This is a genomic window from Dactylosporangium sp. NPDC051087, assembly GCF_055586325.1.
In genome coordinates this window covers 125,546-149,877 of sequence record NZ_JBVJIJ010000024.1, presented here as the reverse complement: position 1 = coordinate 149,877, position 24,332 = coordinate 125,546, and the positions used below count along the sequence as shown (strand labels likewise).

The 24,332-nt window shown below is 74.5% G+C and carries 17 protein-coding genes; 8 read left to right on the top strand and 9 right to left on the bottom strand.

What is annotated here, in order from left to right:
- Window positions 1-15 precede the first annotated feature (15 nt).
- Both ACZ6TV_RS38860 and ACZ6TV_RS38855 read left to right on the top strand, forming a co-directional pair.
- Entirely contained in the window at window positions 16-3,606 is a 3,591-nt protein-coding gene (locus ACZ6TV_RS38860) for a hypothetical protein (RefSeq protein ID WP_465303556.1), read from the top strand.
- A gap of 76 nt (window positions 3,607-3,682) precedes the next feature.
- Entirely contained in the window at window positions 3,683-4,915 is a 1,233-nt protein-coding gene (locus tag ACZ6TV_RS38855; protein WP_465303554.1) for a glycosyltransferase, read from the top strand.
- Here ACZ6TV_RS38855 and ACZ6TV_RS38850 read toward each other — a convergent pair.
- Genes ACZ6TV_RS38850 through ACZ6TV_RS38835 form a run of 4 tightly spaced genes read right to left on the bottom strand, consistent with a single transcriptional unit; the run spans window position 4,858 to window position 8,451 of the window.
- On the bottom strand, window positions 4,858-6,060 hold the full coding sequence (locus tag ACZ6TV_RS38850; protein ID WP_465303552.1) for an ABC transporter permease: 1,203 nt from the start codon (window positions 6,058-6,060) through the stop codon (window positions 4,858-4,860). The two genes, ACZ6TV_RS38855 and ACZ6TV_RS38850, sit on opposite strands and share 58 nt — an antisense overlap.
- Window positions 6,057-6,758, bottom strand: a complete 702-nt coding sequence (locus ACZ6TV_RS38845; protein ID WP_465303665.1) for an ABC transporter ATP-binding protein — start codon at window positions 6,756-6,758, stop codon at window positions 6,057-6,059. Before ACZ6TV_RS38845 ends, ACZ6TV_RS38850 begins: the two co-directional genes overlap by 4 nt.
- Window positions 6,759-6,763: 5 nt before the next feature.
- Window positions 6,764-7,798, bottom strand: coding sequence for a peptidoglycan-binding protein (locus ACZ6TV_RS38840; protein ID WP_465303550.1), 1,035 nt, complete (start codon window positions 7,796-7,798; stop codon window positions 6,764-6,766).
- 35 nt (window positions 7,799-7,833) lie between these two features.
- Entirely contained in the window at window positions 7,834-8,451 is a 618-nt protein-coding gene (locus ACZ6TV_RS38835; RefSeq protein WP_465303548.1) for a hypothetical protein, read from the bottom strand.
- A 125-nt stretch (window positions 8,452-8,576) separates the two neighbouring features.
- Here ACZ6TV_RS38835 and ACZ6TV_RS38830 point away from each other — a divergent pair, with 125 nt between their 5' ends.
- From ACZ6TV_RS38830 to ACZ6TV_RS38815, 4 genes are read left to right on the top strand one after another with little or no spacing between them, the layout of a single operon-like run.
- Window positions 8,577-9,233 carry a response regulator transcription factor gene (locus ACZ6TV_RS38830; protein ID WP_465303546.1) on the top strand — a complete coding sequence of 219 codons (657 nt, stop codon included), beginning with the start codon at window positions 8,577-8,579 and terminating at the stop codon, window positions 9,231-9,233.
- Window positions 9,234-9,235: 2 nt separating this feature from the next.
- Window positions 9,236-10,375 carry a sensor histidine kinase gene (locus ACZ6TV_RS38825; RefSeq protein WP_465303544.1) on the top strand — a complete coding sequence of 380 codons (1,140 nt, stop codon included), beginning with the start codon at window positions 9,236-9,238 and terminating at the stop codon, window positions 10,373-10,375.
- 30 nt (window positions 10,376-10,405) lie between these two features.
- A complete protein-coding gene (locus ACZ6TV_RS38820) occupies window positions 10,406-10,975 on the top strand; it encodes an NADAR family protein (protein ID WP_465303542.1) in 570 nt (189 codons plus the stop codon).
- On the top strand, window positions 10,972-11,655 hold the full coding sequence (locus tag ACZ6TV_RS38815) for a hypothetical protein (RefSeq protein WP_465303540.1): 684 nt from the start codon (window positions 10,972-10,974) through the stop codon (window positions 11,653-11,655). Before ACZ6TV_RS38820 ends, ACZ6TV_RS38815 begins: the two co-directional genes overlap by 4 nt.
- 5 nt (window positions 11,656-11,660) lie before the next feature.
- Here the strand turns inward: ACZ6TV_RS38815 and ACZ6TV_RS38810 are convergent, their stop codons facing one another.
- Window positions 11,661-12,203, bottom strand: coding sequence for a DoxX family protein (locus tag ACZ6TV_RS38810; protein WP_465303538.1), 543 nt, complete (start codon window positions 12,201-12,203; stop codon window positions 11,661-11,663).
- 306 nt (window positions 12,204-12,509) lie between these two features.
- On the opposite strand from ACZ6TV_RS38810, the gene ACZ6TV_RS38805 reads away from it, so the two are divergent.
- Window positions 12,510-14,303: a hypothetical protein gene (locus ACZ6TV_RS38805; RefSeq protein WP_465303536.1), complete on the top strand. Its 1,794-nt coding sequence runs from the start codon at window positions 12,510-12,512 to the stop codon at window positions 14,301-14,303.
- Between the two features lie 60 nt (window positions 14,304-14,363).
- Here the strand turns inward: ACZ6TV_RS38805 and ACZ6TV_RS38800 are convergent, their stop codons facing one another.
- The 3 genes from ACZ6TV_RS38800 to hrpB form a co-directional block, all read right to left on the bottom strand.
- Window positions 14,364-16,484, bottom strand: a complete 2,121-nt coding sequence (locus ACZ6TV_RS38800; protein WP_465303534.1) for an MMPL family transporter — start codon at window positions 16,482-16,484, stop codon at window positions 14,364-14,366.
- A gap of 100 nt (window positions 16,485-16,584) precedes the next feature.
- Window positions 16,585-17,883 carry a DUF1254 domain-containing protein gene (locus tag ACZ6TV_RS38795; protein ID WP_465303532.1) on the bottom strand — a complete coding sequence of 433 codons (1,299 nt, stop codon included), beginning with the start codon at window positions 17,881-17,883 and terminating at the stop codon, window positions 16,585-16,587.
- A gap of 124 nt (window positions 17,884-18,007) precedes the next feature.
- Window positions 18,008-20,392 (bottom strand): ATP-dependent helicase HrpB, encoded by a 2,385-nt coding sequence (hrpB, locus tag ACZ6TV_RS38790; RefSeq protein ID WP_465303530.1) that lies wholly within the window; start codon window positions 20,390-20,392, stop codon window positions 18,008-18,010.
- 73 nt (window positions 20,393-20,465) lie between these two features.
- On the opposite strand from hrpB, the gene ACZ6TV_RS38785 reads away from it, so the two are divergent.
- Complete coding sequence (locus ACZ6TV_RS38785; RefSeq protein ID WP_465303528.1) at window positions 20,466-21,128, top strand: GNAT family N-acetyltransferase; 663 nt, start codon at window positions 20,466-20,468, stop codon at window positions 21,126-21,128.
- A 61-nt stretch (window positions 21,129-21,189) separates the two neighbouring features.
- Here the strand turns inward: ACZ6TV_RS38785 and ACZ6TV_RS38780 are convergent, their stop codons facing one another.
- On the bottom strand, window positions 21,190-23,772 hold the full coding sequence (locus ACZ6TV_RS38780; protein WP_465303526.1) for a sugar-binding protein: 2,583 nt from the start codon (window positions 23,770-23,772) through the stop codon (window positions 21,190-21,192).
- Window positions 23,773-24,332: the final 560 nt, after the last annotated feature.

The following is a 24,332-nucleotide window of genomic DNA, read 5'->3' as shown; positions in this document are numbered from 1 at the left end:
TAGGAAGATGTGGGGATGGACGGCGACCATCTGCCCTACCCCGCCCGCCGGCGGATGTTCGCGGCCCGGGCCGTCGCCGGGGCGGCGGACGGCACGCTCGGCGTGACCCTCACAGCGCTGCGCGGCGGTGACCGGCAGGCCCGCGAGACGGCGCTGTTCATGGCGCTCGTCGGGCAGGACCGGCAGGGGGTGCTCGCCGCGCTCACCGACGACGACCCGCACATCCGCACCGGTGCCCTGCTCGCCTGGGCCGGGTCCGCCGACACCCCGGCGGAGCCAGTCGCCCGGCTCGTCGCGGACGCCCCCTCGGACACGCGGGCCCGGCTGTACCGGCGGATCCGCGTCTGCCGGCGCACGGACCTCGCCGAGGCGCTCGTCGACCCGGTCCGCGCCCGGTTCGGCGACGCCGAGGCCGCGGCGCTGCTCCCCGCCTGCGGTGCGGCGACCGTCGACCGGCTGCTCCCGCAGCTGACCCACGCGCTCGGCGACCGGGCCGCCCTGACCCGGCGGTTCCCGCGCGGCTGCCTCGAGCAGGCCGGGCTGGAGCTGGCGGAGCTGCCCGCCGCCGCCCGCACCGCCTGGTGGGCGCGGCACGGGACCGGGGTCCTGGCCGCCGCGCCCGCGCTGCCGCACCAGGTCCTGGACCTCCTGGAGGCGTACGCGCCGGCCGGGACGCTGCCGGGGCCGCTGCGCGCCTACGGGGTGCTCGTCGCCGCCGACCCGCTGCGGGTCCTCGACCTGCTGACGGCGCCGTCGCGGGCGGCGTGGCTGCCGGGGGTGACGCTGCCCCGGGCGGTGCTGTCGCGGCTGAGCCGCCTGCCGGTCGCCGGGCTGGCCGGGCTCGCGCTGCGGCTGCGCGGCAACGGTCCGGCGTTCGCCCGGCTGCTGGCCGCCGTGCCGCCCGGCGACCGGGCCGAGCTCTTCACCCGCGCGATGTCGGACGTGGACCGCTCCCGGTCGGAGCCGGACCCCGCCGTGCACGGGCTGCTGCCCGACGCGCTGCGGGTGGCGGAGGCGCGGCGGGCGGGCACGCTGGAGGCGGTGCGGCAGAGCGAGCCGCTGACCCTGTCGTACACGGCGCACCTGCCGTGGGCGGAGGCGGAGGCGCCGCTGCTCGCCGCGACCCGCCGGGCCCGCGCCGAGGACCGCGCCACCGCCTGGCAGCTGCTGATCCGGTGCGCGGCGCGCAGCAACGACCCGGCCGCCGTCCTCGCCGCGACGCACCACCTCCTGCGGCTGCGCAACGAACAGGACCCCGTCCGGGCCGCCGCGCTGAGCAGCCTCGGCGAGGTCCGCCCGGCGCTGCTGCGCCCCGAGCTCGTCGAACCCCTCGAACAGGTCGTCGCCGACGTCGTGCAGGCCGGTGCCCCGATGGCGGCGCACCAGCTCAGCCAGCTCGCGGTGACGGTGCTGCGGGAGCGGTTCGACTCGCCGGTCCTCGTCCGCTGGGCGCTGCACACGTTCCAGCGGGTCCTCGGCGACGACCGGGTGCCGTACCTCGGCCGCCTGGACCGCGGGCTGCGCCGGGGGCAGGAGACGCAGGCGTTCGAGGCGGTCCGCGGCTGGGTGCAGCTCGGCGCCGAACGCGCCCGCTTCGAGCCGCTCTTCGCCGTCGCCCGGGCCCTCGGCAGGCGGGCGTGGCGGCTGCCGGAGCTGCAGTCGATGCTGGAGCGGGCGATCCGCCGCGGCAACCTCGCCGACGTCACCCGCACCGCCGCCGGCCTGTGGCTCGCCGACCCGCGGCACCGCGCCGACCGGGTCGAGGCCGTGCTGCGCGAGGACCCGTCGGCGATCGCGCTGCCCGTCGTGTGGCACGCGGTCTGCACCAGCCGCGACGACCTGCTCGGCGCCGCCCTGACCGGCACGCCACCGACCGGCCGTTTCGTGGCCGCCGGTGCCCGCTGGGTGCCGCCGCGCGCGGTCCTGCCCAGGCGCTGGCCGCCCCGGCTGCAGCAGCTGTACGCCGAACGCCAGGCCGACGTGGTCGCCGACCCGGGCGCGACCCCGCAGTCCCGCGCGACCGCCCTGCGCGACGCGGCCCCGATCCCCGTGCACGGCGAGGCGCTGCTGCTGCGGTGGGCCGGCGCCGGGGACGGGCCCGTCGCGGAGGCGGCCCTGGCGGCGCTCGCCTGGACCGGCAGTCCGGCGGCGGCGCTGCCGGTGCTCCTCGCCCACGCGGGCGACGACCGGGCCAGGGTCACCGTCGCCGCGCTCGGCCGGGCCAGCCGCTTCGCCCCGCCGTCGGCCCTGCTCGCCGCCCTCGAACCGCTCCTCGACCCGGCGCGGGGGAAGGTGACGGTGCGCAAGGAGGCGGTCCGGCTGCTCGCCGCCCGGTCGGTGCCGGGCGCGGCCGGCGTGCTGTGGCGGCTGTGGCAGGACCCGGCACTGCACCGTGACGTCCGGGTCGCGGTCGTGTCCGCGGCCAGGCAGCGGGCCGAGGACCCGGGCATGTGGCGGATCCTGCGCGCCGCGTCGGCGGGCGGCGGCCGCGACGACGTCATGACGCTCCTCGCGGCCGACCCGTGGCTGGTGCCGGTGGGCCGCCGGGCCGAGTACGCGGCCCTGGTCGCGGCCGCCGGCGCCGCCCCCGACCGGGCCGTGGCCGTGCGGGCCTGGGAGGTGCTGCCGGCGTGGGCGCCGTGGCTGGCGGACGTCAGCGGCGCCGTCGTGGCGCGGCTGACCGACCTCGACGACCGGGTCGTCTGGCCCGCGGTCGTCCGCGCCGTGGTCGGCCTGGTCGCCGCGGGCCTCGGTGAAGCACCCCTGGTCGCCGCCGTCCACGCCCTCGCCGCCGCCGAAACCACGACGAACGCCGCCGAAGCCGCCACGGCCGCAGCCGGCACCGCCACGAACATCCCCGAAGCCGCCCCGGACGCCGCCGGCACCGCCCGAACCGTGCCCGCCGGCACCGCCCGAACCGTGCCCGCCGGCGACTCCCAACCCGCCGCGACCGCCGCCGGGGCCGCCGGGACCGAAACCACCGCGACCGCCGCCCAACCCGCCGCGACCGGCGGCCGACCCGCCGAAACCGCCGGGACAGCCGCAACCGCCGCCCAACCCGCCGCAACCGCCGCCCAACCCGCCGCGACCGGCGGCCGACCCGCCGTCGGCGGGGGACAGGATCTGGCGGCGCGGCGGCGGGTCGAAGCGCTGGTCAAAGGCGTCATCGGCTGGTCGGGGCGGGCCGCCGCCGACGCGCCCGGGCGGCGGGCCGCCGGAGCGGCCGGACGGGCGCTGTCCACGATGGACGGGTTCGTGGCCGCGGCCGCGGCGCTGCTCACCGAGGCGGCCGACCTCGCCGACCCGGCCGGCCTCGACGAGGTCCGCGACCTGGTCGCCGACCGGCCGGTCCTCGCCGCCGGGCTGGCCGGGCGGATCGGGCAGCGGCTGGAGCGGGTCGTCGCCGAGCCCGAGACGCTGAGGCGGACGGCCGCCGCGCTCGCCGCCGGAGGAGGCCTCGCGGACGGGTTGTTCGCACTCGCGTACGCCGGCCGGGGCAGGAGCCTCGGGTGGCCGCCGCCGTGGCGGGCGGTGGTGCGGGACCTGCGCCTTCACCGGGTCGCCGAGGTTCGCGACGCCGCGCTGGCCGTGTCCTTGGATCAATGAACATCCCGTGGCCGGACGGCGTACACCTCGCGCGGGCCATCCCCGAAGCGGGCAGGTGTGCCGCACCATGTGCGGCGTGAGAGTTGCGCACTTCTGCGACAGCCACGCCGGCCGCTCCGACGGCGTGGCGATCTCCGTCGCGACGACCGTCGGCCTGCTCCGCGACGCCGGTCACGAGGTCCAGGTGTACCAGCCGGCGCCGCTGCTGCGCGGCCGGGCCGAGCCGTGCGGGGTCCGGTCGGTGCCGGTGCCGCTGCGCAACGTCCGCATCGGCGTGCCGCGGTTCCCCGGCATGCGGCGGGTTCCCGAGGTCGTGCACATCCACACGCAGGGACCGGTCGGCGTCGGCGGGCTGCGGTACGCGCGGGCCCACGACATCCCGGTCGTCATGACCTGGCACACCGACCTGCTCGCGTACTCCGCGCATTTCATGGAGATCCAGCTCGGGGCCGCGCACGCCGCGCAGCGCCTCCAGGTCGGCTGGACCGTGCGGGACTACCTGAAGCTGACCCGGCCCGGCACCGAGCGGCGGGCCCAGCTGCTGCGGGTCGGTCAGGAGTTCCTGGACCGCACCGCGATCCTCATCGCGCCGTCGGAGAAGACGGCGGCGAGCCTCGCCGAGTTCGAGCGGGTCCCTCCGGTGTGGACGGTGCCGACGTCGGTGACGCTGCCCGACTGCCCGCTCGGCCGCGACGAACTGCGCCGGTCGCTGCGCCTGCCGGCCGACGCGCCCGTCGTCCTCGCCGTCGGGCGGGCCACGAAGGAGAAGGACCCGCAGCTGCTGCTGGAGTCGTTCGCGCGGCTGCTGCGGCGGCTGCCGGACGCCCGGCTGGTGATGCTCGGGGTGCTGCAGCGCCGGCAGGCGGTCCTGCGGCTGGCCCGGCAGGCCGGGGTCGCGCACGCGGTCCGGCTGGTCCGGCCGGTGCCGCACGCGAGCATGGCCGCCTACTACCGGATGGCCGACGTCCTGGCGTTCGCGTCGACCACCGACACGCAGGGGCTCGTGCTGGTCGAGGCGGAGGCGCAGGGGCTGCCCGTCGTCCTCGCCGACGCGGCGCTCGCCGGGACGCACCGGCTGAGCACCGCGCCGGACGCGGACTCGTTCGCCGCCGCGCTCGTGCGGGTCCTGACGGATCCGCTGCTGCACCGCGAGGTGGCCGAGGCCGGCCGGGCCGCCGCCGAGGCGTATTCGACCCAGAACTACCTCGACCACCTGCTGCGGGTGTACGGTGCCGCCCGGCAGGCGGCCGATCACGGCGCGGCGAGGGCCTCCGTCGGCGCGAGCCTGGCCGCCCGCACCGCGGGGTAGAGCCCGGCGACCGCGCCGATGACCAGTGTCGCGACGACACCGCCGGCGGTCGCCCACGGCGGCACGATCGCCGGCCAGCCGCGGGTGAAGGCGTACACCCCGGTCACCGCGACGCCGAGGACCACCCCGCCGACCCCGCCGAGCGCCGACAGCAGCAGCGACTCGGCGAGGAACTGCAGCAGGACCTGCCCGCGGGTGGCGCCCAGCGCCCGCCGCAGGCCGATCTCGGCGCGCCGCTCCAGGACCGAGATGACCATCGTGTTGGCCACCCCGACCCCGCCGACGAGCAGCGCGACGGCGCCGAGACCGAGCAGCAGCCCGGTGAACGTCCGGTCCGTGGCCTGCCGGGCGGCGAGCGCGTCCGACGGCCGGGACACCCTGACCTCGCTGGGACTCTGCGGGTTCGCGGTCGCGGCCAGGACGGCCCGGACCGCCTCGACCTGCTCGTCCCTGGACCTCGTGTAGACGGTCGTCGGGTGCCCGTCGAAGCCGAGGTAGGTCTGCGCGGCCGGCCAGCCGACGAGGGCGGTCGCGTCGAGCTCCGGCGCGAGGGGTACCGGCCGGAGCACCCCGACGACCGTGAACCACCGGCGGTCCAGGTACACCTGGACACCGTCGCCGGCCGTGTCGACGCCGAGCCGCCGGGCCGCCGCCGCGCCGAGGACGACCGCCGGGTAGCGGGCCGTCGCCGCGTTGAACCAGATCCCGTCGGCCAGGGACGCCCCGACCGTCCGCGGCAGGTCCAGGTGCGCGGCCTGCACGCTGATCGCGCCGGTCTGCGCGACCGGGATGTGGTCGTTGCGGTAGACGTGCGCGCCGGACACCTTGCCGGTCGCGGCGACCTCGGTGACCGGCCCGATCCGCGAGATCATCGTGACCGACTCGTCGGGCAGGGTCGCGTCGCCGCCGAACAGGTCGCTGCCGGGCGCGACGGTGAGCAGGTTGGTGCCGAGCGCGTCGAGCTGCCGGTCCAGCTCCGCCCGGCTGGAAGAGGAGATGCCGACGACGGCGGTCATCGCGGCGATGCCGATCGCGATGCCCAGCGCGGACAGGAACACCCGCATCGGCCTGGTCCGCAGCCCGGCACTGCCGACCCGCAGCACGTCACTGAGGTACAGCCGAGCCGGCCGCAGCGGCGCGGTCATGACATCACCCCCGCGCCGTGGCGTGGTGCCGGGTCCGGCGTCGCGGCCGGGACGACCGAGCCGTCGCGCATGACGACCTGCCGGGGCAGGGCCGCCGCGATCGCCTGGTCGTGGGTGATGACGAGGACGGTGGTGCCGCCGGCGTGCAGCTCCCGCAGCAGCTCGACGACGCCGGCGCCCGACGCGGAGTCGAGGTTGCCGGTCGGCTCGTCGGCGAGCAGCAGGGCGGGCTCGCCGACGACGGCGCGGGCGATCGCGACCCGCTGCCGCTCACCCCCGGACAGTTCGTGCGGCAGATGGTCGAGCCGGTCGGCGAGCCCGACCCGCACCAGCGCCGCCTCCGCCTTCGCGCGCCGCTGCGCCCGCGACGGTCCCGCGTAGAGCAGGCCGTCGGCGACGTTGTCCAGCGCGCTCTGCCCGGGCGCGAGGTGGAACTGCTGGAAGACGAACCCGATCCGCCGGGCCCGCAGCGCGGACAGCTGCCGGTCGGTGAGCGCGGACACGTCGTGCCCGTCGATGCGCACGGTGCCGGCCGACGGCCGGTCGAGCGTGCCGATCAGGTGCAGCATGGTCGACTTGCCGGAGCCAGACGGCCCGACGATCGCGACCATCTCCCCCGATCCGATCGACAGCGACACCTCCCTCACGGCGGTGACGCCGCCGGGGTACGACTTGCTGACGCCGTCCAGGGCGACCACGTCGCTCATGACGGCACCCCGACCTGGACGCCCTCGGCGATGCCGTCACCGGTGACCTCGACCCGGCCGGCGGCGAACATGCCGACCTCGACGGCGACGACCCGGCCGGCGCCGTTTTCGACGATCTGCAGCCCGTACCCGCCCTCGGCGAGCGCGAGCAGCGCCGCCACCGGCGCGGTCAGCACGTTCTCCTTGCGTGAGGCGGTGAACCCGACCTCGACGGTGGCGTGCTCCAGACCGGCGAACGCGGTGCTGTCGTCGGGCGCGACGGTCACCTCCAGGCCGGTCTCCGCCGGATTGTTGCCCTCGGCGGGGGTGATGACCGTCTGGACCCGCACGACCTTGCCGGGCACGGTCTTGCCGGTGGGGAGCTTGACGGTGACCGCGGTGCCGGCGGCCGCGAGCCGCTGGTCGGACACCTCCAGGGTGACGGTGACGACCGGGCCGGTGCCGGTGCAGGTGAGCAGCGCACCGCCGGCCGGGTCGCCGACGGCCGCCTTGTGCTCCTCGACGCGGACGGCACCGGCGGCGTAGACGACCCGGCCGAGCTCGACCACGCCGGTCTTCGTCAGGCCCAGCTTGCCCTGCCACGCCTTGACCGCGGTCGCCGTCGAGGCGGTGTACTCGTCGTCGACGGTGAACCCCTTGTAGCCGAGCGCGGCCAGGTTCTCCTCGAACTGGCGGACGTCGGCGCCCTCCGTGCCGGGCGCCAGGATGCGGTACGCGGGCAGGGCGCCGTACAGCAGCACGACCGGCAGGTCGTCCACCCGGTACAGCGACTGTCCACGCTGGACGGTCGCGCCGGTGTCCGGCAGCCCGGTCAGCGTGCCGGAGAGCCGGCCGGACACCGTGACGGCGTCGCCGTGGCCGAGCTCGCCGTCCTCGGTCTGGGTGTCGACGAGCGTCTGCCGGGTCACCTTCGCGGTCCGCGGCGGCGCCGCCTTCGCCGACGTCGCGGCGTCGCTGTCCCGGTCCGGCAGGCCGAGCCCGGCCGCCGCGGCGGCGCCGACGGCCGCGACCACCGCGACCGTCACCGCCACCCGTCCCGCCCTGGACCCGCGCCGACGACCCGCGCTCATGCGCCGCCGCCGGTCTCTGTCTTCTGGTTCGTCGAGCCCTCGCCGTCGGAGCCGGGCCGCTTCGGCCGGAACTCCTGGCACGCCTGCTCCGCCTTCTTGAACGCCTCGCTGCCGGGGTCGAGCGCGCCGGCGGCGTTGCCGTCGATGCGGATGCCGCCGTCCTCGCCCGGGTCCGGGAAGTCCGGCAGGCCGTTCTCCCGCATGCACTGCGCGAACCTGCGCATCCGCTCCTGCATCTCCGGGTCGGCCTTCATCGGCTCGCCGCCGTTGGGCAGGAACTGCTTGCACTTCGCGTTGGCGGCGTCGGCCTTGGCCTTGTCGGTGCCCTCCGGCAGCATCATCGAGACCGCGCCGCCGTCGATCTGCGGGTCGGGCATGTCGACGCCCTGTTCGCGCATGCACTGGGCGTACCTGAGGAAGTTCTCCTGGTCCTTCACCGGGTCCGGCCGGCCCGCCCCGGCACCCGGGGTGGCGCTCGCCGTCGGTGTGCCGCCGGCGCTGGCCACCCCGTCGTCGCCGCCGCCGGGCCCGGCGCACCCGGTGACGGCGAGACCGAGGACGAGCAGCAGGCCGAGCATCGGGGCGGACACCGGCGCTGTCCTGACGCGCAACATGGTTCCTCCTGGCGGGCCGGGCGTTCGCCGGCCGCTGCGCCGAAGTCAAACGGGCGGCGCGTCACCGGGCCGTAACCGGAAACGTTGACGCCGGCGTGACACCGCGGCGCGGCACCATGGGGGGTATGCGGATTCTGGTGGTGGAGGACGAGCCGCTGCTCGCCGAGACGGTCGCGCAGGGGCTGCGCCGCGACGCGCACGCGGTCGACGTCGTCCACGACGGCGGTGCCGCCCTGGAGCGCCTCGACGTCAACGACTACGACGTCGTCGTCCTCGACCGGGACCTGCCGGTCGTCCACGGCGACGACGTGTGCCGGTCCCTCGCCGCCCGCGACGGCGCGGCCCGGGTGCTGATGCTGACCGCCGCCGCCGACATCGACGACCGGGTCGCCGGGCTCGCCCTCGGCGCCGACGACTACCTGCCGAAGCCGTTCGCGTTCCGCGAGCTGTCGGCGCGGGTCGCCGCGCTCGGCCGGCGGGCGCGGGCCGCGGCGCCGCCCGTGCTGGAACGCGCCGGGATCCGGCTCGACCCGCACCGCCGCGAGGTGTACCGCGACGGCCGGTACGTGCCGCTGTCCCGCAAGGAGTTCGCCGTCCTCGCCGAGCTGCTGCGCGCCGGCGGCGCCGCGGTCTCCGCCGAGCAGCTGCTGGAGAAGGCGTGGGACGAGCACGCGGACCCGTTCACCCACACGGTCCGGATGACGATCCTCAAGCTGCGCCGCAAGCTCGGCGACCCGCCGGTCGTGCTGACCGAGCCCGGCGTCGGCTACCGGGTGGCGTGACGATGCGGAAGCTGACGATCAGGGCGCGGTTGACGCTGGTGTACGGCGGCTTGTTCCTCCTCGCCGGGCTGGTGCTGCTCGGGGTGTGCTACGCGCTGCTGTACCAGCGGCTCAGCGGCAACACGCTGATCGCCGGCATCGCGGGCGAGGCCCCGCCGGCCATGCCGCCCGACGGGAAGATGTTCTTCAGGCAGGTCCAGGACACCGTCGCCAACGACACCCGTCAGGTGATGCTCACCCAGGGCGGGATCGCGCTCGGCGTCATCGCGCTCGCCGCGACCGCGTTCGGCTGGCTGATCGCCGGGCGGCTCCTCCAGCCGCTGCACCAGGTGACCGCGACCGCCCGCCGCATCGCCAACGCCCCGGACCGGGGCCTGCACGAGCGGATCGCGTTGAGCGGCCCGCACGACGAGGTCAAGGAGCTCGCCGACACGTTCGACCTGATGCTGGCCCGGCTCGACCAGGCGTTCGACGGCCAGCGGCGGTTCATCGCCAACGCCTCCCACGAGCTGCGGACCCCGCTGACGCTCAACCGGACGCTCCTGGAGGTCGCGATCGACCCCGACACCGCATCCCCGGAGCTGCGCCAGCTGGGCGCCACCCTCCTCGCCGTCAATGCCCGGCACGAGCAGCTCATCGACGGCCTGCTCCTGCTCGCCCGGTCGGAGCGGGCGGTGACGGACCGCTCGTTCGTCGACCTCGCCGACATCGTCGAGCACGTCACGGCGCAACTGCCGCCCGCGAAGGCCGCGGTGGACTGCGCGCCGCAGGAGGCACCCACGACCGGCAACGCGGTGCTGCTGGAGCGGCTCGTGCACAACCTCGTCGAGAACGGGGTCCGGCACAACCTGCCCGAGGGCGGCTGGGTCCACGTCAGCTGCGGCACCCGGCCGGACGGGACCGTCGCGGTGACGGTGAGCAACACGGGTCCGGTCGTGCCGCGGTACGAGATCCCGCGCCTCTTCGAGCCGTTCCGAAGGTTAGGGCCCGAACGGGTCGCCGCCGGGGTGCCCGGCGCGGGTCTCGGCCTGTCGATCGTGCGGGCCGTCGCCCGCGCCCACGGCGGGCACGTGCACGCCGAACCCCGCGACGGCGGCGGCCTGGTAGTGACGGTGATCTTGCCTGTCGCACCGCCGACATAAGCGCGGCCCGGCGTCCGGCAGACTCGGGGGATGCCAGTACCGTCCGATCCACCCGCCGACACCGCCGAGCTCATCGCCCTGATGGACAGCGGCGCCAAGGTCCGGTTCCTGCATTTCTGGGGCCACCGGCCCGGCCCCGGCGGGTCCGTCGGCGCGGGTTGCCTCAGCCAGTGGTGGCCGGTCGAGTTCACCGTCGGCGGCGTGCGTTTCGCCTCCGCCGAGCACTACATGATGTGGTCGAAGGCGACCCTGTTCGACGACGCCGCGACCGCGGCGAAGGTGCTGGCCGCCGGGCACCCGAACGACGCGAAGACCCTCGGCCGGCAAGTCCGCGGCTTCGACGAGACCGTCTGGAAGCGGGAACGCTTCGACGTCGTCGTGCGTGGCAGCGTCGAGAAGTTCGGCCAGCACGCCGACCTGCGCGCGTTCCTCGTCGGCACCGGCGACCGGATCCTCGTCGAGGCGAGCCCTCTGGACCGGGTCTGGGGCATCGGCCTCGGCGCCCGCGACGCGTCCGCCGACGAGCCGGCCCTGTGGCGCGGCCTCAACCTGCTCGGCTTCGCGCTCATGCGGGCCCGGACGATCCTGGTGTCGGCATGACCTCGTTGCGTAAACAGCGCAAGCCCGAGCCGCTGCCGCTGCCGGAGTGGCTGGCGTGGCCGGTCCGGGTCGTCGCGGTCGCCGTCGTCCTGCCGTTCAAGCTGCTGTGGGAGCTCTTCGGCGTCGTCAACCGCTACGTCGTGGCGCCGGTGGCGGGGTTCCTGCGCCGGTACGTGCTGCGCCCGCTCGGCATCGCGTTCGACTACGTGGTGGTCCGCCCGATGCGCTGGCTGCTGCGGTACCTCGTCGTCGTCCCGCTCGCCTGGCTGATCGAGCACGTGCTCGCCCCGGCGCTGCAGGCGCTGTGGGACGGCACCGTGTGGCTCGCGAAGCGGACCCGGCTGTTCTGGGTCTACCTCGGCAAGGGCATCTGGTGGACGGCGGTGCTGCTGTACCGCTACCTCCTGCGCCCCATCGGCATCGCCATCGGGTTCGTCGTCGGCGTCCTCGTCGACTACGGCCTGCGCCCCGCCGGTCAGCTGCTCGCCTGGCTGTGGCGGTGGCTCGTCGTGCCGCCCGCCAGGGCGGTCGCCTGGACGATCGCCTGGTCCTGGAACCATTCCGTCGTGCTGCTGTGGCGGTATCTCGTCGCCCCCACCGGCCGGTGGATTCGGGACGCGGTACTGCGGCCGGTGGGGCGGACGGTCGGTCGCGTCCTGGCGACCATCGGGCTGCGCTGACCCGTTCAGAACCGGGCGTGGGTCATCGTGTACCAGGTCGGCACGAACATCGTCAGCACCAGCACCACCAGCACCACGCCCGCGACGACGACCCGCCGGGTGGTGAGCGGCCCGGCCGGCAGCGGCCGCAGGCGCCACCGCCCGGCGGCGACGAACGCGGCGACCCCGCCCAGCAGGACGTTCGCGGGCACCAGCGAATATTCGCCGCGCACGAGGTGGAACCCGGCGGCCAGGAGCATGGTGAGGGCCAGGCCCGCCGCGGCGAGCGGCACCAGGTACGGCCTGACCCGGGTGAGCGCCGGCAGGATCAGGCCGATGCCGCCGAGCACCTCGACGACGCCGATGAAGACGATCAGCGGCTGCGGCACCGCCGCGTACCAGGCGACCGCCCGGGGCGCCTCGGCGTAGAGGGTGGCGTCGGCCAGCAGGACCTTGCCGAAGCCGCTGCCGGCGAAGAAGAAGCCCCACAGGACCTGCAGCGTCCACAGGACGCCGCTGAGGGTGAACCGGGGCGTGAACCAGGACCTGCGGGCGGTGACCGTGCTCATGTCGTCTCTCCTGACTGCGCTGTTCGCTGACAGGAGACATCGGAGCATCGGGGCGCCCCGCCGCGCGCCGCCCGTGGGACACCGTGGGACACCCGGCGCGCGCCCCACCTGCGCAAACGCGACCTTGTTCCGTGGTCTCGACCCGGGACGGCCCGCCGTGCCGCGGGAAAACGGGTCAGTGCGGAGCGCCCCGGATCGATACGCTGCGGGTAATCGCATCCACCTCTGTCATGGAAGGGGATCCACTTGATCAATGACACCCGCGGATTACGGGGACGCGGGCGGACAGCGGCGAAAGCGCTCACCGTGACGGCGGTCGCCGCCGCGGCCGTGCTCGCCGCGACCCCGGCGAACGCAGCCGAGCCGCACTTCTCGTTCACCCCCTCGTTCAGCGCCCTCACCGACTCGGCGACGCCCGGGACGACGACGTACTACCCGGAGGGCTCCCTCCCGCTCGGCGCGCACGTCACCGGCGGGGTCACCCACAAGACCCGGATCTACTTCGGGTTCGACATCGGCAACGTCCCCCGCGCCCGGCTGCACGCCGCCAAGCTGCGGGTCATCGACACCGGCGCCACCGGCTGCGGCAAGCCGCGCGCCCTGGAGGCCCGGCCGGTCGCGGACTTCACCACCGCCAACTCGTGGAACCGTCCGCCGGCGTCGGCGGGCAGCACCGTCACCCCGGTCGCCGAGACGCCCGGCTGCGTGTCGGTGCTCAACTTCGACCTGACCGACGGGCTCGACAAGGCGCTCAAGAAGCACCAGAGCCGCCTGTACGTCGAGATCAAGGTCCCCGGCGGCAAGGAGAACCAGCCCGAGTTCGGCCGCTACCTGGAGCAGAGCAGCTACCGCCTCAACGTGGAGCTGACCAACACGCCGCCGAAGACGCCGACGAGGGTCGGCTACACCTACGGCGACAGCGGGTCCTGCGCCGGCAGCACGTACTACGCCGGCTACGACTTCACGGTGCACGCCGAGCAGACCGACCCCGACGCCGGCGACGCGCTGACCACCCAGGCCGAGCTCTGGCCCGCCGGCAACCCGTCGGCGGTGACGTCGATCCCGATGAGCCAGACCAGCGGCGGGGACGGCGTCTGGGGCTCCGGCTACGTCGCCATCGGCGGCCTCGCCGAGGGCACCTACGCCTGGCACGCCCGCACCTACGACCAGCGGGCCTACTCGGCGTGGAGCGCGCCGTGCACCTTCGTGGTGGACAAGACGGCGCCGAACACGCCCGGCGTCTCCTCGGTGGACTACCCGGAGAACCCGCCGCTGCCGACCGGTGAGGCCGGCCATCCGGGCACGTTCGTCTTCACCGCCAACGGCTCCGCCGACGTGACCGAGTTCGTCTACGGCACGTCGCGGTTCAACCTGAGCAACCGGGTCGCCGCCGACCACGTGGGCGGCTCCGCCACGGTCGAGTGGCGTCCGTGGGGCAGCGGCCAGCAGACGCTGTACGTGGCGAGCATCGACCGCGCACGGCTGATGTCGGTGGTGCGCGAGTACAAGATGAACGTGCGCAGCTACGGGGTCAACGCGTGGCGGACCGAGCAGGTCCCGGACCCGGCCGGCAGCCGCGGCGCCGTCGTCACGCTGCACTTCGAGACCCAGGTCGGCAACGGCATCACCAGGATCGCCTACACGGTCGACGGCGGCGCGCAGCAGTACGCCACGGTCGGCGCCGACGGTGTCGCCGAAGGGCTGACGGTGCCGCTGCAGGCCGGTCAGCACGAGCTGACCTACGCCGGCCAGGACAGCTCCGGCGCCTCCCACTACGACCCGGTCACGACCTATTTCTTCTCGGTCGACGACCCGGAGGTCACCTCCGACGGCGTCTACCCGGTCGACGGGTCGGGCGGCGGCGTCGGCGTCGAGGGTGTCTTCACCGTCACGCCGTACTTCGCGGCCGGCGTCCAGGACGTGCAGTACTTCACGTCTCTGGACAGCACCCCCAGGACGGTCGCCGTCGACGCCGACGGCAAGGCCCGCGTGCACTGGACGCCCACCGAGCCCGGGTGGACGTACTTCTGGGTCACGGTCCGCTACACCGACGGCACCAGCTCCAGCCCGCACTCGTTCGCGGTCACCGTGAACGGCTGAGCGTTCCGCGAAACGGGCCCGGCGGTGTTCCGCCGGGCCCGTTTTTCGTTCCCGCCCGGGTCAGGCCACGGGCTCGAGCTGCCGGGCGGGCTCCGCCTCGACCTTCACGTGCGGCAGCAGGCGGTCCAGCCACGCCGGCAGCCACCAGTTCGCCCGGCCGAGCAGCGACATCGCCGCCGGGACCAGGACCAGGCGGACCAGGGTCGCGTCGATGAGGACGGCGGCGGCCATGCCCACGCCGGTCATCTTGACCGTGACGTCCGGGTCGAGGGCGAAGCCGACGAACACCGCGACCATGATGGCCGCCGCGCCGCTGATGACCCGGCCGGTCGCCGACAGGCCGCGGATCACGCTGCCCTGCGCGTCGCCGGTCGCCAGCCAGTCCTCGCGGACCCGGGACAGCAGGAACACCTCGTAGTCCATCGACAGTCCGAACAGGACGGTGAAGAGCAGGATCGGCACCCAGGTCGACACCGGCGTCGCGTGCGGCAGGCCGACCGCCCGCGCGCCCGCGTCGGTCTGGAAGATCGCGGTCATCACGCCGTACGCCGCGGCCACCGACAGCAGGTTCATCACGGCCGCCTTGACCGCGACGACCGGCGCCCGGAACAGCACCGTCAGCAGCACCAGCGACAGCGCGACGACGAACGCCACGACGATCCACAGCCGGGTGGCGAGCCGGTCGGAGATGTCGGCGAACACCGCGACGAGCCCCGTGACGAGCGCGCCGTCGGGCAGCACGTCGGCGCGGAGGTGGTCGAGCAGCGCGATGGTCCGCTCGTCCTGCGGACCGGTCGAGGGCTCGACGAGGATGACGGCCGCGTCGCCGGTACGAGCGGCGGGCACCACCAGCGCGACGCCGGGCTCGACGCGCAGCGCCGCGACGAGACCGTCCACATCGGACACCTTGGCCGTGTCGACGGCGATGACGAGCGGGCCGTTGGCGCCGGGACCGAACTCGGCGGACGTCAGGTCGTACGCCTGCCGCGCGGTGTTGGAGGTCGGCTGGCTGCCGGCGTCCTGCGGCCAGGTGCGCATGCCGAGGACCGGCGCCGCCAGCGCGGCCAGGACCAGCAGCGACGCCAGTGCCGCGAGCACGGGCCGCCGCCCGACGAGCGCCGCCCACCGCGCCGTCCACCCGGGCTCCGCCGGCGCCTTGCGGGCCGGGACCGTGGCGCCGGTCGCGATCTGCTTGCGGACCGCGCGGGGCAGGACCCGGTGGCCCGCCAGGCCGCACAGCGCGGGGACGAGCGTCAAGGAGGCGAGCATGACCGCGCCGAGCGCGGCGAACGTGGCGTAGCCGTACGACGAGTACACCGGCAGCGTCGACAGCTTCAGACCGAACAGCGACACCAGGACGGTGAGGCCGGCGACGATGACCGACGACCCGGCGGTCGCGTTCGCCGCCGCGGCCGCCTCGCGCGGGGCCAGCCCGGCCTGGAGCCCCTCCACGTGCCGGGCGACGAGCAGCAGCGCGTAGTCGATGCCGACGCCGAGGCCGACCATGGTCGCGATCGTCGGCGCCGTGCCGCTGATGTCGGTGACGCGCGCCAGCAGCGCGATGACGGCGCTCGCGACGCCGAGACCGGCGATCGCCACGATCAGCGGCAGGCCCGCCGCGACGACCGAGCCGAGCGCGAGCACCAGGATCAGCAGCGCCACGACGATGCCGACCGCCTCCGCGGTGCCGGACGGCACGGAGATGTTCTCCGCGACCTGACCGCCGAACTCGACCTGGACCCCCTCGCGGACGAGCGGCTCGGCGGCGGTGCGCAGCGCGTCCATGCCGGCGGTGCCGGCGAAGTCGGTGACCGGGATGGTGTACCGCACCGCGATCAGCGCCGTGTCGCCGTCGGCCGACATCCGCGGCTGCGACACGTCACCGACGCTCGGCATCGCGGCGAGCCGGGCCCGCAGCCCCTCCAGGGTCGCCGGGTCGACGGGACCCTTGCCGTGCACGACGACACGGGCGTCGGTGCCGGCCAGCGCCGGCAGGTGTTCGCGCAGGAACTCGGTGCCGGCCTGCGACTCGGTGCCGGGCACGTTGTAGTCGTCGTGCGGGGTGCCGCCGAAGCCGGCCGACAACGTGGTGAACGCGACGAGCACGATCAGCCAGGCGCCGATCGTGCGCCAGGGGTGCGCGGCGGCCGCTCCTCCGAGCCGGCCGAGCAAGCGGGACATATGTGGTGCCTCCAAGTCGTCTGATGCAGCGGTGCCACCATCCCCGGTGGCACTTTCAGCCGACTTGGAGTTCGCTAGTACCCCCTGCTCAGGCCGCTGTTCAGGCCGCCTTGACCGGCACGACGGGCGGCGGCCGGAACTCGCCGTGCAGGACGGCCGGGCCCGGCTGGTACATCCGCAGCACCGGACGGAAGCCGCCCTCCGGCGCCGGCAGCCAGTTGGTGTCGTCGCCGGGCCGGTCGCGCTGGACGCGGATGGTCAGCGACCCGTCGGCGTCCCGCCGCAGGCCGGGCGTGCCGCTGCCGACGGCGCGCCGGTCCAGCTGGTTCGGGACCGGTCGCGAGCCGGGCACGTCGTAGACGGCCAGGGACCAGCCGGCGTCGGCCGGTGGCGGCTCGGCGAAGCGGAGCTCGTAGGCGTTCGAGCCGCTGAGCCGCTCCCCGTCGCGGTCCTTGTGCACGGTCGGCGCGACCGCCTCGTAGGCGTGGTTGCCCCACAGGCCGGTCCGCGCGGCGACGGCCCGCACCACGTGCGCCTCGTCGCGGTCCGGCATCGTCCACTCCGGCGTGTCCATCGTGCCGACCTCGAAGTAGTCGAGGTTGAAGTCGAACATGTGCAGGTCGTTGGTCCAGCCGTTGACGAGCCCGGCGTGCCGGGTCATCGCCTCCTCCTCGAGCTGGTCACGGGCGGCGGCGAGCCCGTCGCGCAGCGTCTCGCGGAACTCGCGCGGCGCACCGGCGTACGGCGACGTGCCGGGCTCCAGCAGCCCGATCGGCGCGAACCTGCGCTGGTAGCGCCGCTCCGCCGGGGACGGCGGGAACGCCGCGAGGGACCGCCGCAGCGACTCGAAGAACAGCAGGTCCTCGGGCACGCCGGCCTGCGGGTGCGGCAGCCCGTCGAGCGGCACCTGGGGGTACATCGGCTCGATCCGCAGCGCGTCCTGCAGCGCGTGCACCTCTGCAAGCTCGTGCTGGCCGCACGCGAACCGGCCGATGAGCGTCGTCACCATCGTCGGGATCCTGATGACCTGGGCGCCGGGCGCCTCCCGTCCCGCCCATCCGGGCGGCACCAGCAGGAGCTCCCGCTCGGCGCTGCCGGTGGAGCGCTCGCTGATGTAGGCGAAGTTGTCCGTCCACGCGTCGACGAACTGCAGCACGTGATACCGGTCGCCGGTGTCCGGGACGCGCAGCCACAGCGGTCCGCCGGACAGGTCGAGCCGCGCGGTCGAGTACAGCAGGTCGGGGTTGCAGTTGCGCCGGTCGTCGAAGCGCCGCTGATGCGTGAACGTGTTGTCCGGGCCACCGTCGCGTTCCACGGCGGCGAGGCTGGTCAGCAACGGGTAGCCGTACTGGAACGCCTCGGCGGCCAGCGTCGTCAGGTCCATCGCCCTCAGGTCCATGCGCGTTCCTTCCGGGGTTCGGATCGCCTCCTCCTGGACTCCAGCCTGCGCGCCGGGCGGCGCCCGGGTGGGTGAGACGCCGGGTGGCTTCGCCGGCGGCCGCGGCCGCCCGGGTCCTGCGGTGTCAGCGGCGTGGGTTGGTCCGTTTGGTGGGGGTCGCGGTCGCCGGGTCCTCCGGCCAGGGGTGGCGTGGGTAGCGGCCGCGGAGCTCGGCCCGGACCTGCTGGTATCCGGTGCGCCAGAACGACGCGAGGTCCCGGGTGACGGCGACGGGACGGCCGGCGGGGGACAGCAGGTGCAGCAGGACCGCCACCCGGCCGTCGCCGACGGTCGGGGTCTCCAGCCAGCCGAACGCCTCCTGGACCTTCACCGCGAGGACGGGTGCCTCCGGGTCGCTGTAGTCGATGCGGACCATGGACCCGCTGGGCACCGGCAGCCGCTCCGGTGCGATCTCGTTCAGCCGCGCCGCGGCGGGCCACGGCAGCATCGCCCGGAGCGTCCGCTCGGGGTCCACTGTGGACAGCTGCCGGACCGTGCTGAGATCCGTGTGCGCGATGACGGCGGCGTCGCTGACGTCCGGCCACGGCGGGCCGAGCACCCGGTGGCAGAAAGCCATCCGCTGCCGCAGCTGCGCCGCCTCCTTCGTCCAGCGCAGCCCCTGTTTCACCAGCGCCTCGCGCATGGCCCGCTCGACGAGTTCGCGCGGCGGGTCCTTGAGCTCGCGGGTCCGCAGGACGATCGCACCCAGCTGCTCCCGGCGCTCCGCGCCGTGCGCCGTCACCTCGTCCACTGTGGACAGCAGCGCGGCGCCGGCCTCGCGCGCGGTGTCCTCGTCGATGGCGGCGGCGAGCCTGACCCGCGCGGCGGCGTTGCCCGGCTGGCGGTCCGCGACGGCGACGGCGAGCCACGGGTGCCCCGTGAGCGGCGACCCCTGCGCCAGGGCCGCCTCGGTGCCGCCCGCCATCAGGTACCCGCCGCCGCGCAGCCTCGCCAGCCGCTCCGGGTGGGCGAGCCCGACGATCAGCCCGGCCGCGAGGTCGTCGGGCAGCTGCTTCGCCGCCGTGTCCGGCAGGTCCCGCCGCAGGCGGTCCGCCTCGGCGCGCCAGCGCGGGTCGCGGGTGTCGCGCAGGTGCCGCCAGGCGGCGGCCAGGTCGTCGCCCCTGGCCAGGGAGTCGTCGGAGAGGATCGCCACCACCTCGGCGGCGTTGCGCGCACCCACCTTCGGCCCGCCGTCCAGCAGCGCCCTGGCCAGCCGGGGATGCGCGCCGACGCGGGACATGCGGTGCCCGCGCGGGGTGGCCCGCCCGTCGTCGTCCACGGCGCCGAGCGCCCGCAACGTCGCCCGCGCCACCTGCATCGCGGCGGCCGGGGGAGGGTCCGGCAGGGCGAGACCGGCGCCGTCGGGATGCCCCCAGCAGGCGAGCGCGAGGGCGAACGCGGTCAGCTCCGCCACGGCGACCTCCGGCTCGGGCTGCGCCGGCAGGCGTTCGTCGTCGGCCTGGGACCAGCAGCGGTAGACGACCCCGGGCGCCTCCCGCCCCGCCCGCCCGGCCCGCTGGACGGTTGATGCTTTCGCCGCTCGTACCGTGGCGAGCGAACCCAGACCGCGAGCGTGGTCGGTCCGGGGCACCCGCGCCAGACCGGCATCGACGACGACCCGGACCCCCGGCACGGTCAGGCTGCTCTCCGCGACGGCCGTGGCGAGCACGACCCGGCGCCGGTCCCCGGCCCGGATCGCGGTGTCCTGCGCCGCCGCGGGCAACCGGCCGTGCAGGACGTCCACCGGCAGGCCGTCCAGCCCGCGCCGCACGGACGCGATCTCACCCGCACCCGGCAGGAAGACCAGCAGGTCCCCGGCCGTCTCCCGCCACGCCCTGCGCACGACCGCCGCGACGTGGTCCAGGAACGCCGGGTCGACCCACAGCCCGTGCGGCGGCCTGACCGGCCGGTCCGGCGGGCACCACACGACCGCGACGTCGTGCAGCGCCCCCTCGGCCGCCACGACGTCCGCCTGCAGCAGGTCCGCGAACCGCTGCGCGTCGGCGGTCGCCGAGGCCGCCAGGAGCCGCAGGTCCGGCCGCAGCGTCTGCCGGCACTCCAGCAGGAACCCCAGCACCAGGTCCGTGTCCAGGTGCCGCTCGTGACACTCGTCGATCATCACGGTGCCGACGCCGGCCAGCTCGGGGTCGGCGAGGAGCCGCTGCACGAGCAGCCCGGTCGTGACCACCTCGACCCTGGTGCGGGGCCCGACCCTGCGGTCGCCGCGGACGCTGTACCCGACGGTCTCCCCGACCCGCTCGCCGCGCAGCTCCGCCATCCTCCGCGCCGCCGCCCGCGCCGCGATCCGCCTGGGCTCCGCCACCACGACCGTGCCCTCGAACGCGTCGGCGAGCGCCGTCGGCACGAGCGTCGTCTTCCCCGTCCCGGGCGGCGCCACGAGCACCGCCGTCCCCGTCCCGAGCGCCCCGACGACATCCCCGAGCACCCGCCGCACCGCCAGCTCCGCCACGCCCCCACTCCTACAGCACCGGTGCGCAGGGACGGTCCGCGGGGCCGGACCGGCGGTCGGCTAGCCTGCGCTGATGTCCGACCTACGTGAGCTCGTCGTCCGCTGGCAGCGCGGCTGGGGGCTGTCCCGCGCGGTCCCCGCCGCCGACGACCTCGGCCCGGGCCTGCGGGTGCGCTGCCAGCAGATGGGCCGGCAGGTCGAGTACTTCGCACTCGACCTCGACCCGGCGTCGCTGCACGACCTGGCGCTGCGGGTCACCGCCGAGGACGAGGTCACCTGGCTGACCGTCCCGACCCGCGACCCCGACGGCACCGCCGCACTGCTGGAATCGGCGGGCCTCGTCGTGCTGAAGCGCTCCGAACTGATGATGACCATCGACCTGCGCGCCCACCCGTCGCCGCCGCCTTCCGCCGGGTACACATTGCGGACCCGCGTCCAGGACGCCGTGGTCACCGCCACCGTCCACGACCCGGACGGCGTCACCGGCGCTCACGGCACGATGGGCCTGACCGGCCTCGACGCCGTCGCGGACCGCATCGAGACGATGTCCGCCCACCGCCGCCGCGGCCTCGGCAGCACCGTCATGGGCGCCCTGGCGACCGAGGCGGTCTCAGCGGGCGCCACCCGCGGCATCCTGGTCGCCAGCGAAGAGGGCCAGCACCTGTACGCGAAACTCGGCTGGCACCCCGCCGCGCAGGTCCTCATCGCCGCGCGGCCGGGAGTGACGTACCCCTGATTTCTCCGCCGACCACGAAGGGAGGGGCGGCGGGTGCCGGCCCCTCCCCACGTGGTGTTTCTCAGTTCAGCCGCTGGGCGATGCCGGTGGTGGCCTCACCGGCCTGGTACGAGACCAGCAGCGTGGCGCCGGCCGGCAGCGCACCGGTCGTCGGCAGCCACACGTCGCGCGAGCCGCTGCCGCCGAACTCGACCGTCGTGTGCGCCAGGACCGCGTTGCCGTCCCAGACGAACACCCGGGCGGTGCCGGCCTGGCGGGTCTTGAGCTCGACCCCGACGCCGTCCTGCCGCTTGGTGACGTCCGTGATCTTGATCGTGCCGTCACTCAGCGCGGTCCAGCCGCCGGGGGCGACCTGGTCCACGCTCGACTGCAGGATCGTCTGCGGCGAGTTCACGCTCATCGCGGCCGTGTCCGGGATGATCGGCGCCTTGGGCGAGGACGGCTGGGTCTGGTAGCCGTCGAGCTTGGCGACGCCCCAGCGCCACGGGTCGGCCCGCACACCGCTCCACGTGGACCAGCCGACGCGGGTCTGGCCCGCCAGGTCCTGCGTGTCGGAGTCGTTCACGAGGATGTTCATGCCCATCTTCGCCGCGTCCACGTTGTCGGGCAGGACGCTGAACGGCACCTTCACCTCGATGCGGTAACCGGTGTAGGGGCTGCTGACGACCGACGCCACCTGCATGCCGGGCGCGGTCACCGGGCCGGCGCCCTGGTGGTTGTCCCGCTCCCGGGCGAAGCACGGCGGGTTGCCGTTGGCCGGGTCCTTCGTCGCCGGGAAGAGCGCCACGTTGAACACCGTGGAGGTGTTCGGCGAGCCGCCGCGCGGGTCGATGCCGAACTCGATGTTGTCGTTGCGCCGGGGACGCTTGCAGTCCTCGGGCGGCAGCACCGTGCCGAGCACGTCGTCGGTGATCTCGAACAGCGCGTAGATCGCGTCGTCGGTGTACGTCAGCCAGGCCTTGCCGGAGATGTCCGCCGCCGTGGCCGCGGTGCCCTCCCAGCGGGTGGAGATGTCGATGGCCGGACCGCTGTACTCGCCCGGGCTCCCCGTGCCGTCGACGACCGGGGCCTTCGCCGCCTTGGGGATGGACGTGACCGGCACGATGTTGAGGACACCGGGCTCGACCGCGGTGCCGCCGACGTAGCCGGTCTCGATCTGCACCGCGTAGCGTCCGTCGTTGGGCGCCCGGTTGGCGGTCGGCAGCGACGCGTCGGTGTTGGTCACCGTGAACGTGACCGAGCCGCGCGCGCCGGGCTGCAGGCCGCTGTAGCTCTGCTGCGCCTCGGCCACGGCGAAGCCGGCGGGCACCTTGAGCTTCACCGAGCCGGACTGCACCTGGTCGCTGTGGTTGGTGAGGTCGACGCGGACCGGCCGGGTGCCGCCGCTGGGGATGCTCAGCATCGACTCGATCAGCGCGTCGAGGGACTGGACCTCGTTGCGCTGCGTCCACTCGCGGAAGTCACCCACCTCGGGCAGCGGCTCGAGCGTGCCGCGGACCGGGGCGGTGGCCTGCACCAGCGTGGTGTTGCTGCCGGTGCCGTCCTTCTTGGAGGTCATGGTCGCCTTGAGCTGGAACCGCTCGCCCGCGACCAGGGTGGCCGGTGGGGTGACGGTGAACGTGGCGACGGACTCCTTGTTGTTGGGCGTGACGGTGCCGATGCCGCCCTTGCCCGTGACGGTCCAGCCCGCCGGGGCCTGCAGGGCCACGTTCGCGCCCGGGATCGCCTGGGTGGCCCGCACGTGGGCCTTGACCTCGAAGGGCTGGCCGGCCAGGACCTCCCACTGCTCGGAGCGGACGTGCAGCTCCGTGCCGAGCGGCAGGCCGCCGGCGGCGCGGATGCTGGTGCCCTGCAGCGCGGCGGTGCCGCCGACGTTCGGGTCCGGGTACGGGGTCCGGCTGTCGATCATCGTGATCCGGTTGCAGCCGATGCTCGCCGGGTTGGTCTGCGCGTCGGCCGTGTCGGCCCAGCCCTGGGAGGCGTACTCGCGCCGGGCCAGCACGCCGACCTGGTTCCAGCGCATGCCGCCGTTGCGGGCGGACTCGTAGCCCTGCCAGGTGCCGAAGATGGTGTTGGTCGCCTGTGAGGGGGTGAAGGTGGTCTCGCAGGCCTGGCCGTTGGAGCTGGTGCCGCTGCCGCCGCCCTGGAAGAGGCGGGCGGGCCGGAAGGGCTGGAGCCCTTCCTTCTTGATCTGTTCGGGGAAGGCGTTGGGGTCCGCCGCCGCGTAGAACGCCTCGACGGCGAGCATCGCGGCTTCCTGGTGGTTGCCGTGGTTGCCCTGGGTCGCCGACGGGTTCATCGTGACGATGACCTCGGGCTTGGTGGTCCGGATCGTGCGCACGATGCGCGACAGCGACTTCTCGTAGTTCCAGATCTGCTCGGACAGCGGCGCGCTCGCCGTGTAGTAGAAGTCCAGCGCGTCGAGGTTGTAGACGTTCATGACGCCGGCCCGGCCGACGGCGCGGCGCTCCTCGTCCTCACGCAGGATGCCGAGCGCGGGACCTTCCTCGAGGCCGACCGCGTTGCCGCCGCCCTCGCCCCGGGTCATCGTGATGACCCCGGCCTTCATGTTGTGGTACTCGTTCCAGTACCCGAACATGCCGAGCTGTCCGGCCTCGTCGTCCGGGTGCGCACCGATGAACATGATGTCCAGGTCGATCGGTGCGTTCGGTTTGGCCTGTGCAGGGCTTGCCAGGCCCGCGATCAACAGACCGCATGTCGCGATCACGGCTTTGCCGCGCCATCTCATAGGGCAACCTTCTTCGTGTGGTGGAGACGGGGGTACTCCTGGACCGCTGGCGGTTTGCCGAGTTATTTCAGACTGCGAAATTAGTGCGTGGACGCGACGGCGCCCGGCACGGCAGGACGACCGTCCACAATGGACAGTCGCCATGCATCACAGCGGCCGGCAAGCCGGTCAGCACTGGAAGGGTGTTGTGGCGTAACGCTAGGGACCGCCCGAAAGAGCTGTCAACACCTCGGACGGGCATTTTCTTCGCTCTAGAAAGAATCGCCAAACGAGAACGCCTGAACATGGTCCCGATCCGACCATGAATGTCCATATTTGTGTTTATGATCTGTCCACATTACTGTCCTTTTATGCGAGCCACCTGGCCTTTTGCCATGTCCAGCTCGTCGGATATCGCGAGGGCACCGTGGCCCTTCGAGATCGTTCCGTGACTTGACCGCCGATTTTCTTCGCAC

What these genes read in the sequence shown, in the direction of transcription:
- ACZ6TV_RS38860 (WP_465303556.1), top strand. Translation starts at nt 16, where the DNA reads ATGGACGGCGACCATCTGCCCTACCCCGCCCGCCGGCGGATGTTCGCG.
- ACZ6TV_RS38850 (WP_465303552.1), bottom strand. Translation starts at nt 6,060, where the DNA reads ATGACCGCGCCGCTGCGGCCGGCTCGGCTGTACCTCAGTGACGTGCTG.
- ACZ6TV_RS38835 (WP_465303548.1), bottom strand. Translation starts at nt 8,451, where the DNA reads ATGTTGCGCGTCAGGACAGCGCCGGTGTCCGCCCCGATGCTCGGCCTG.
- ACZ6TV_RS38830 (WP_465303546.1), top strand. Translation starts at nt 8,577, where the DNA reads ATGCGGATTCTGGTGGTGGAGGACGAGCCGCTGCTCGCCGAGACGGTC.
- ACZ6TV_RS38825 (WP_465303544.1), top strand. Translation starts at nt 9,236, where the DNA reads ATGCGGAAGCTGACGATCAGGGCGCGGTTGACGCTGGTGTACGGCGGC.
- ACZ6TV_RS38820 (WP_465303542.1), top strand. Translation starts at nt 10,406, where the DNA reads ATGCCAGTACCGTCCGATCCACCCGCCGACACCGCCGAGCTCATCGCC.
- ACZ6TV_RS38815 (WP_465303540.1), top strand. Translation starts at nt 10,972, where the DNA reads ATGACCTCGTTGCGTAAACAGCGCAAGCCCGAGCCGCTGCCGCTGCCG.
- ACZ6TV_RS38810 (WP_465303538.1), bottom strand. Translation starts at nt 12,203, where the DNA reads ATGAGCACGGTCACCGCCCGCAGGTCCTGGTTCACGCCCCGGTTCACC.
- ACZ6TV_RS38800 (WP_465303534.1), bottom strand. Translation starts at nt 16,484, where the DNA reads ATGTCCCGCTTGCTCGGCCGGCTCGGAGGAGCGGCCGCCGCGCACCCC.
- ACZ6TV_RS38795 (WP_465303532.1), bottom strand. Translation starts at nt 17,883, where the DNA reads ATGGACCTGAGGGCGATGGACCTGACGACGCTGGCCGCCGAGGCGTTC.
- ACZ6TV_RS38785 (WP_465303528.1), top strand. Translation starts at nt 20,466, where the DNA reads ATGTCCGACCTACGTGAGCTCGTCGTCCGCTGGCAGCGCGGCTGGGGG.
- ACZ6TV_RS38780 (WP_465303526.1), bottom strand. Translation starts at nt 23,772, where the DNA reads ATGTTCATCGGTGCGCACCCGGACGACGAGGCCGGACAGCTCGGCATG.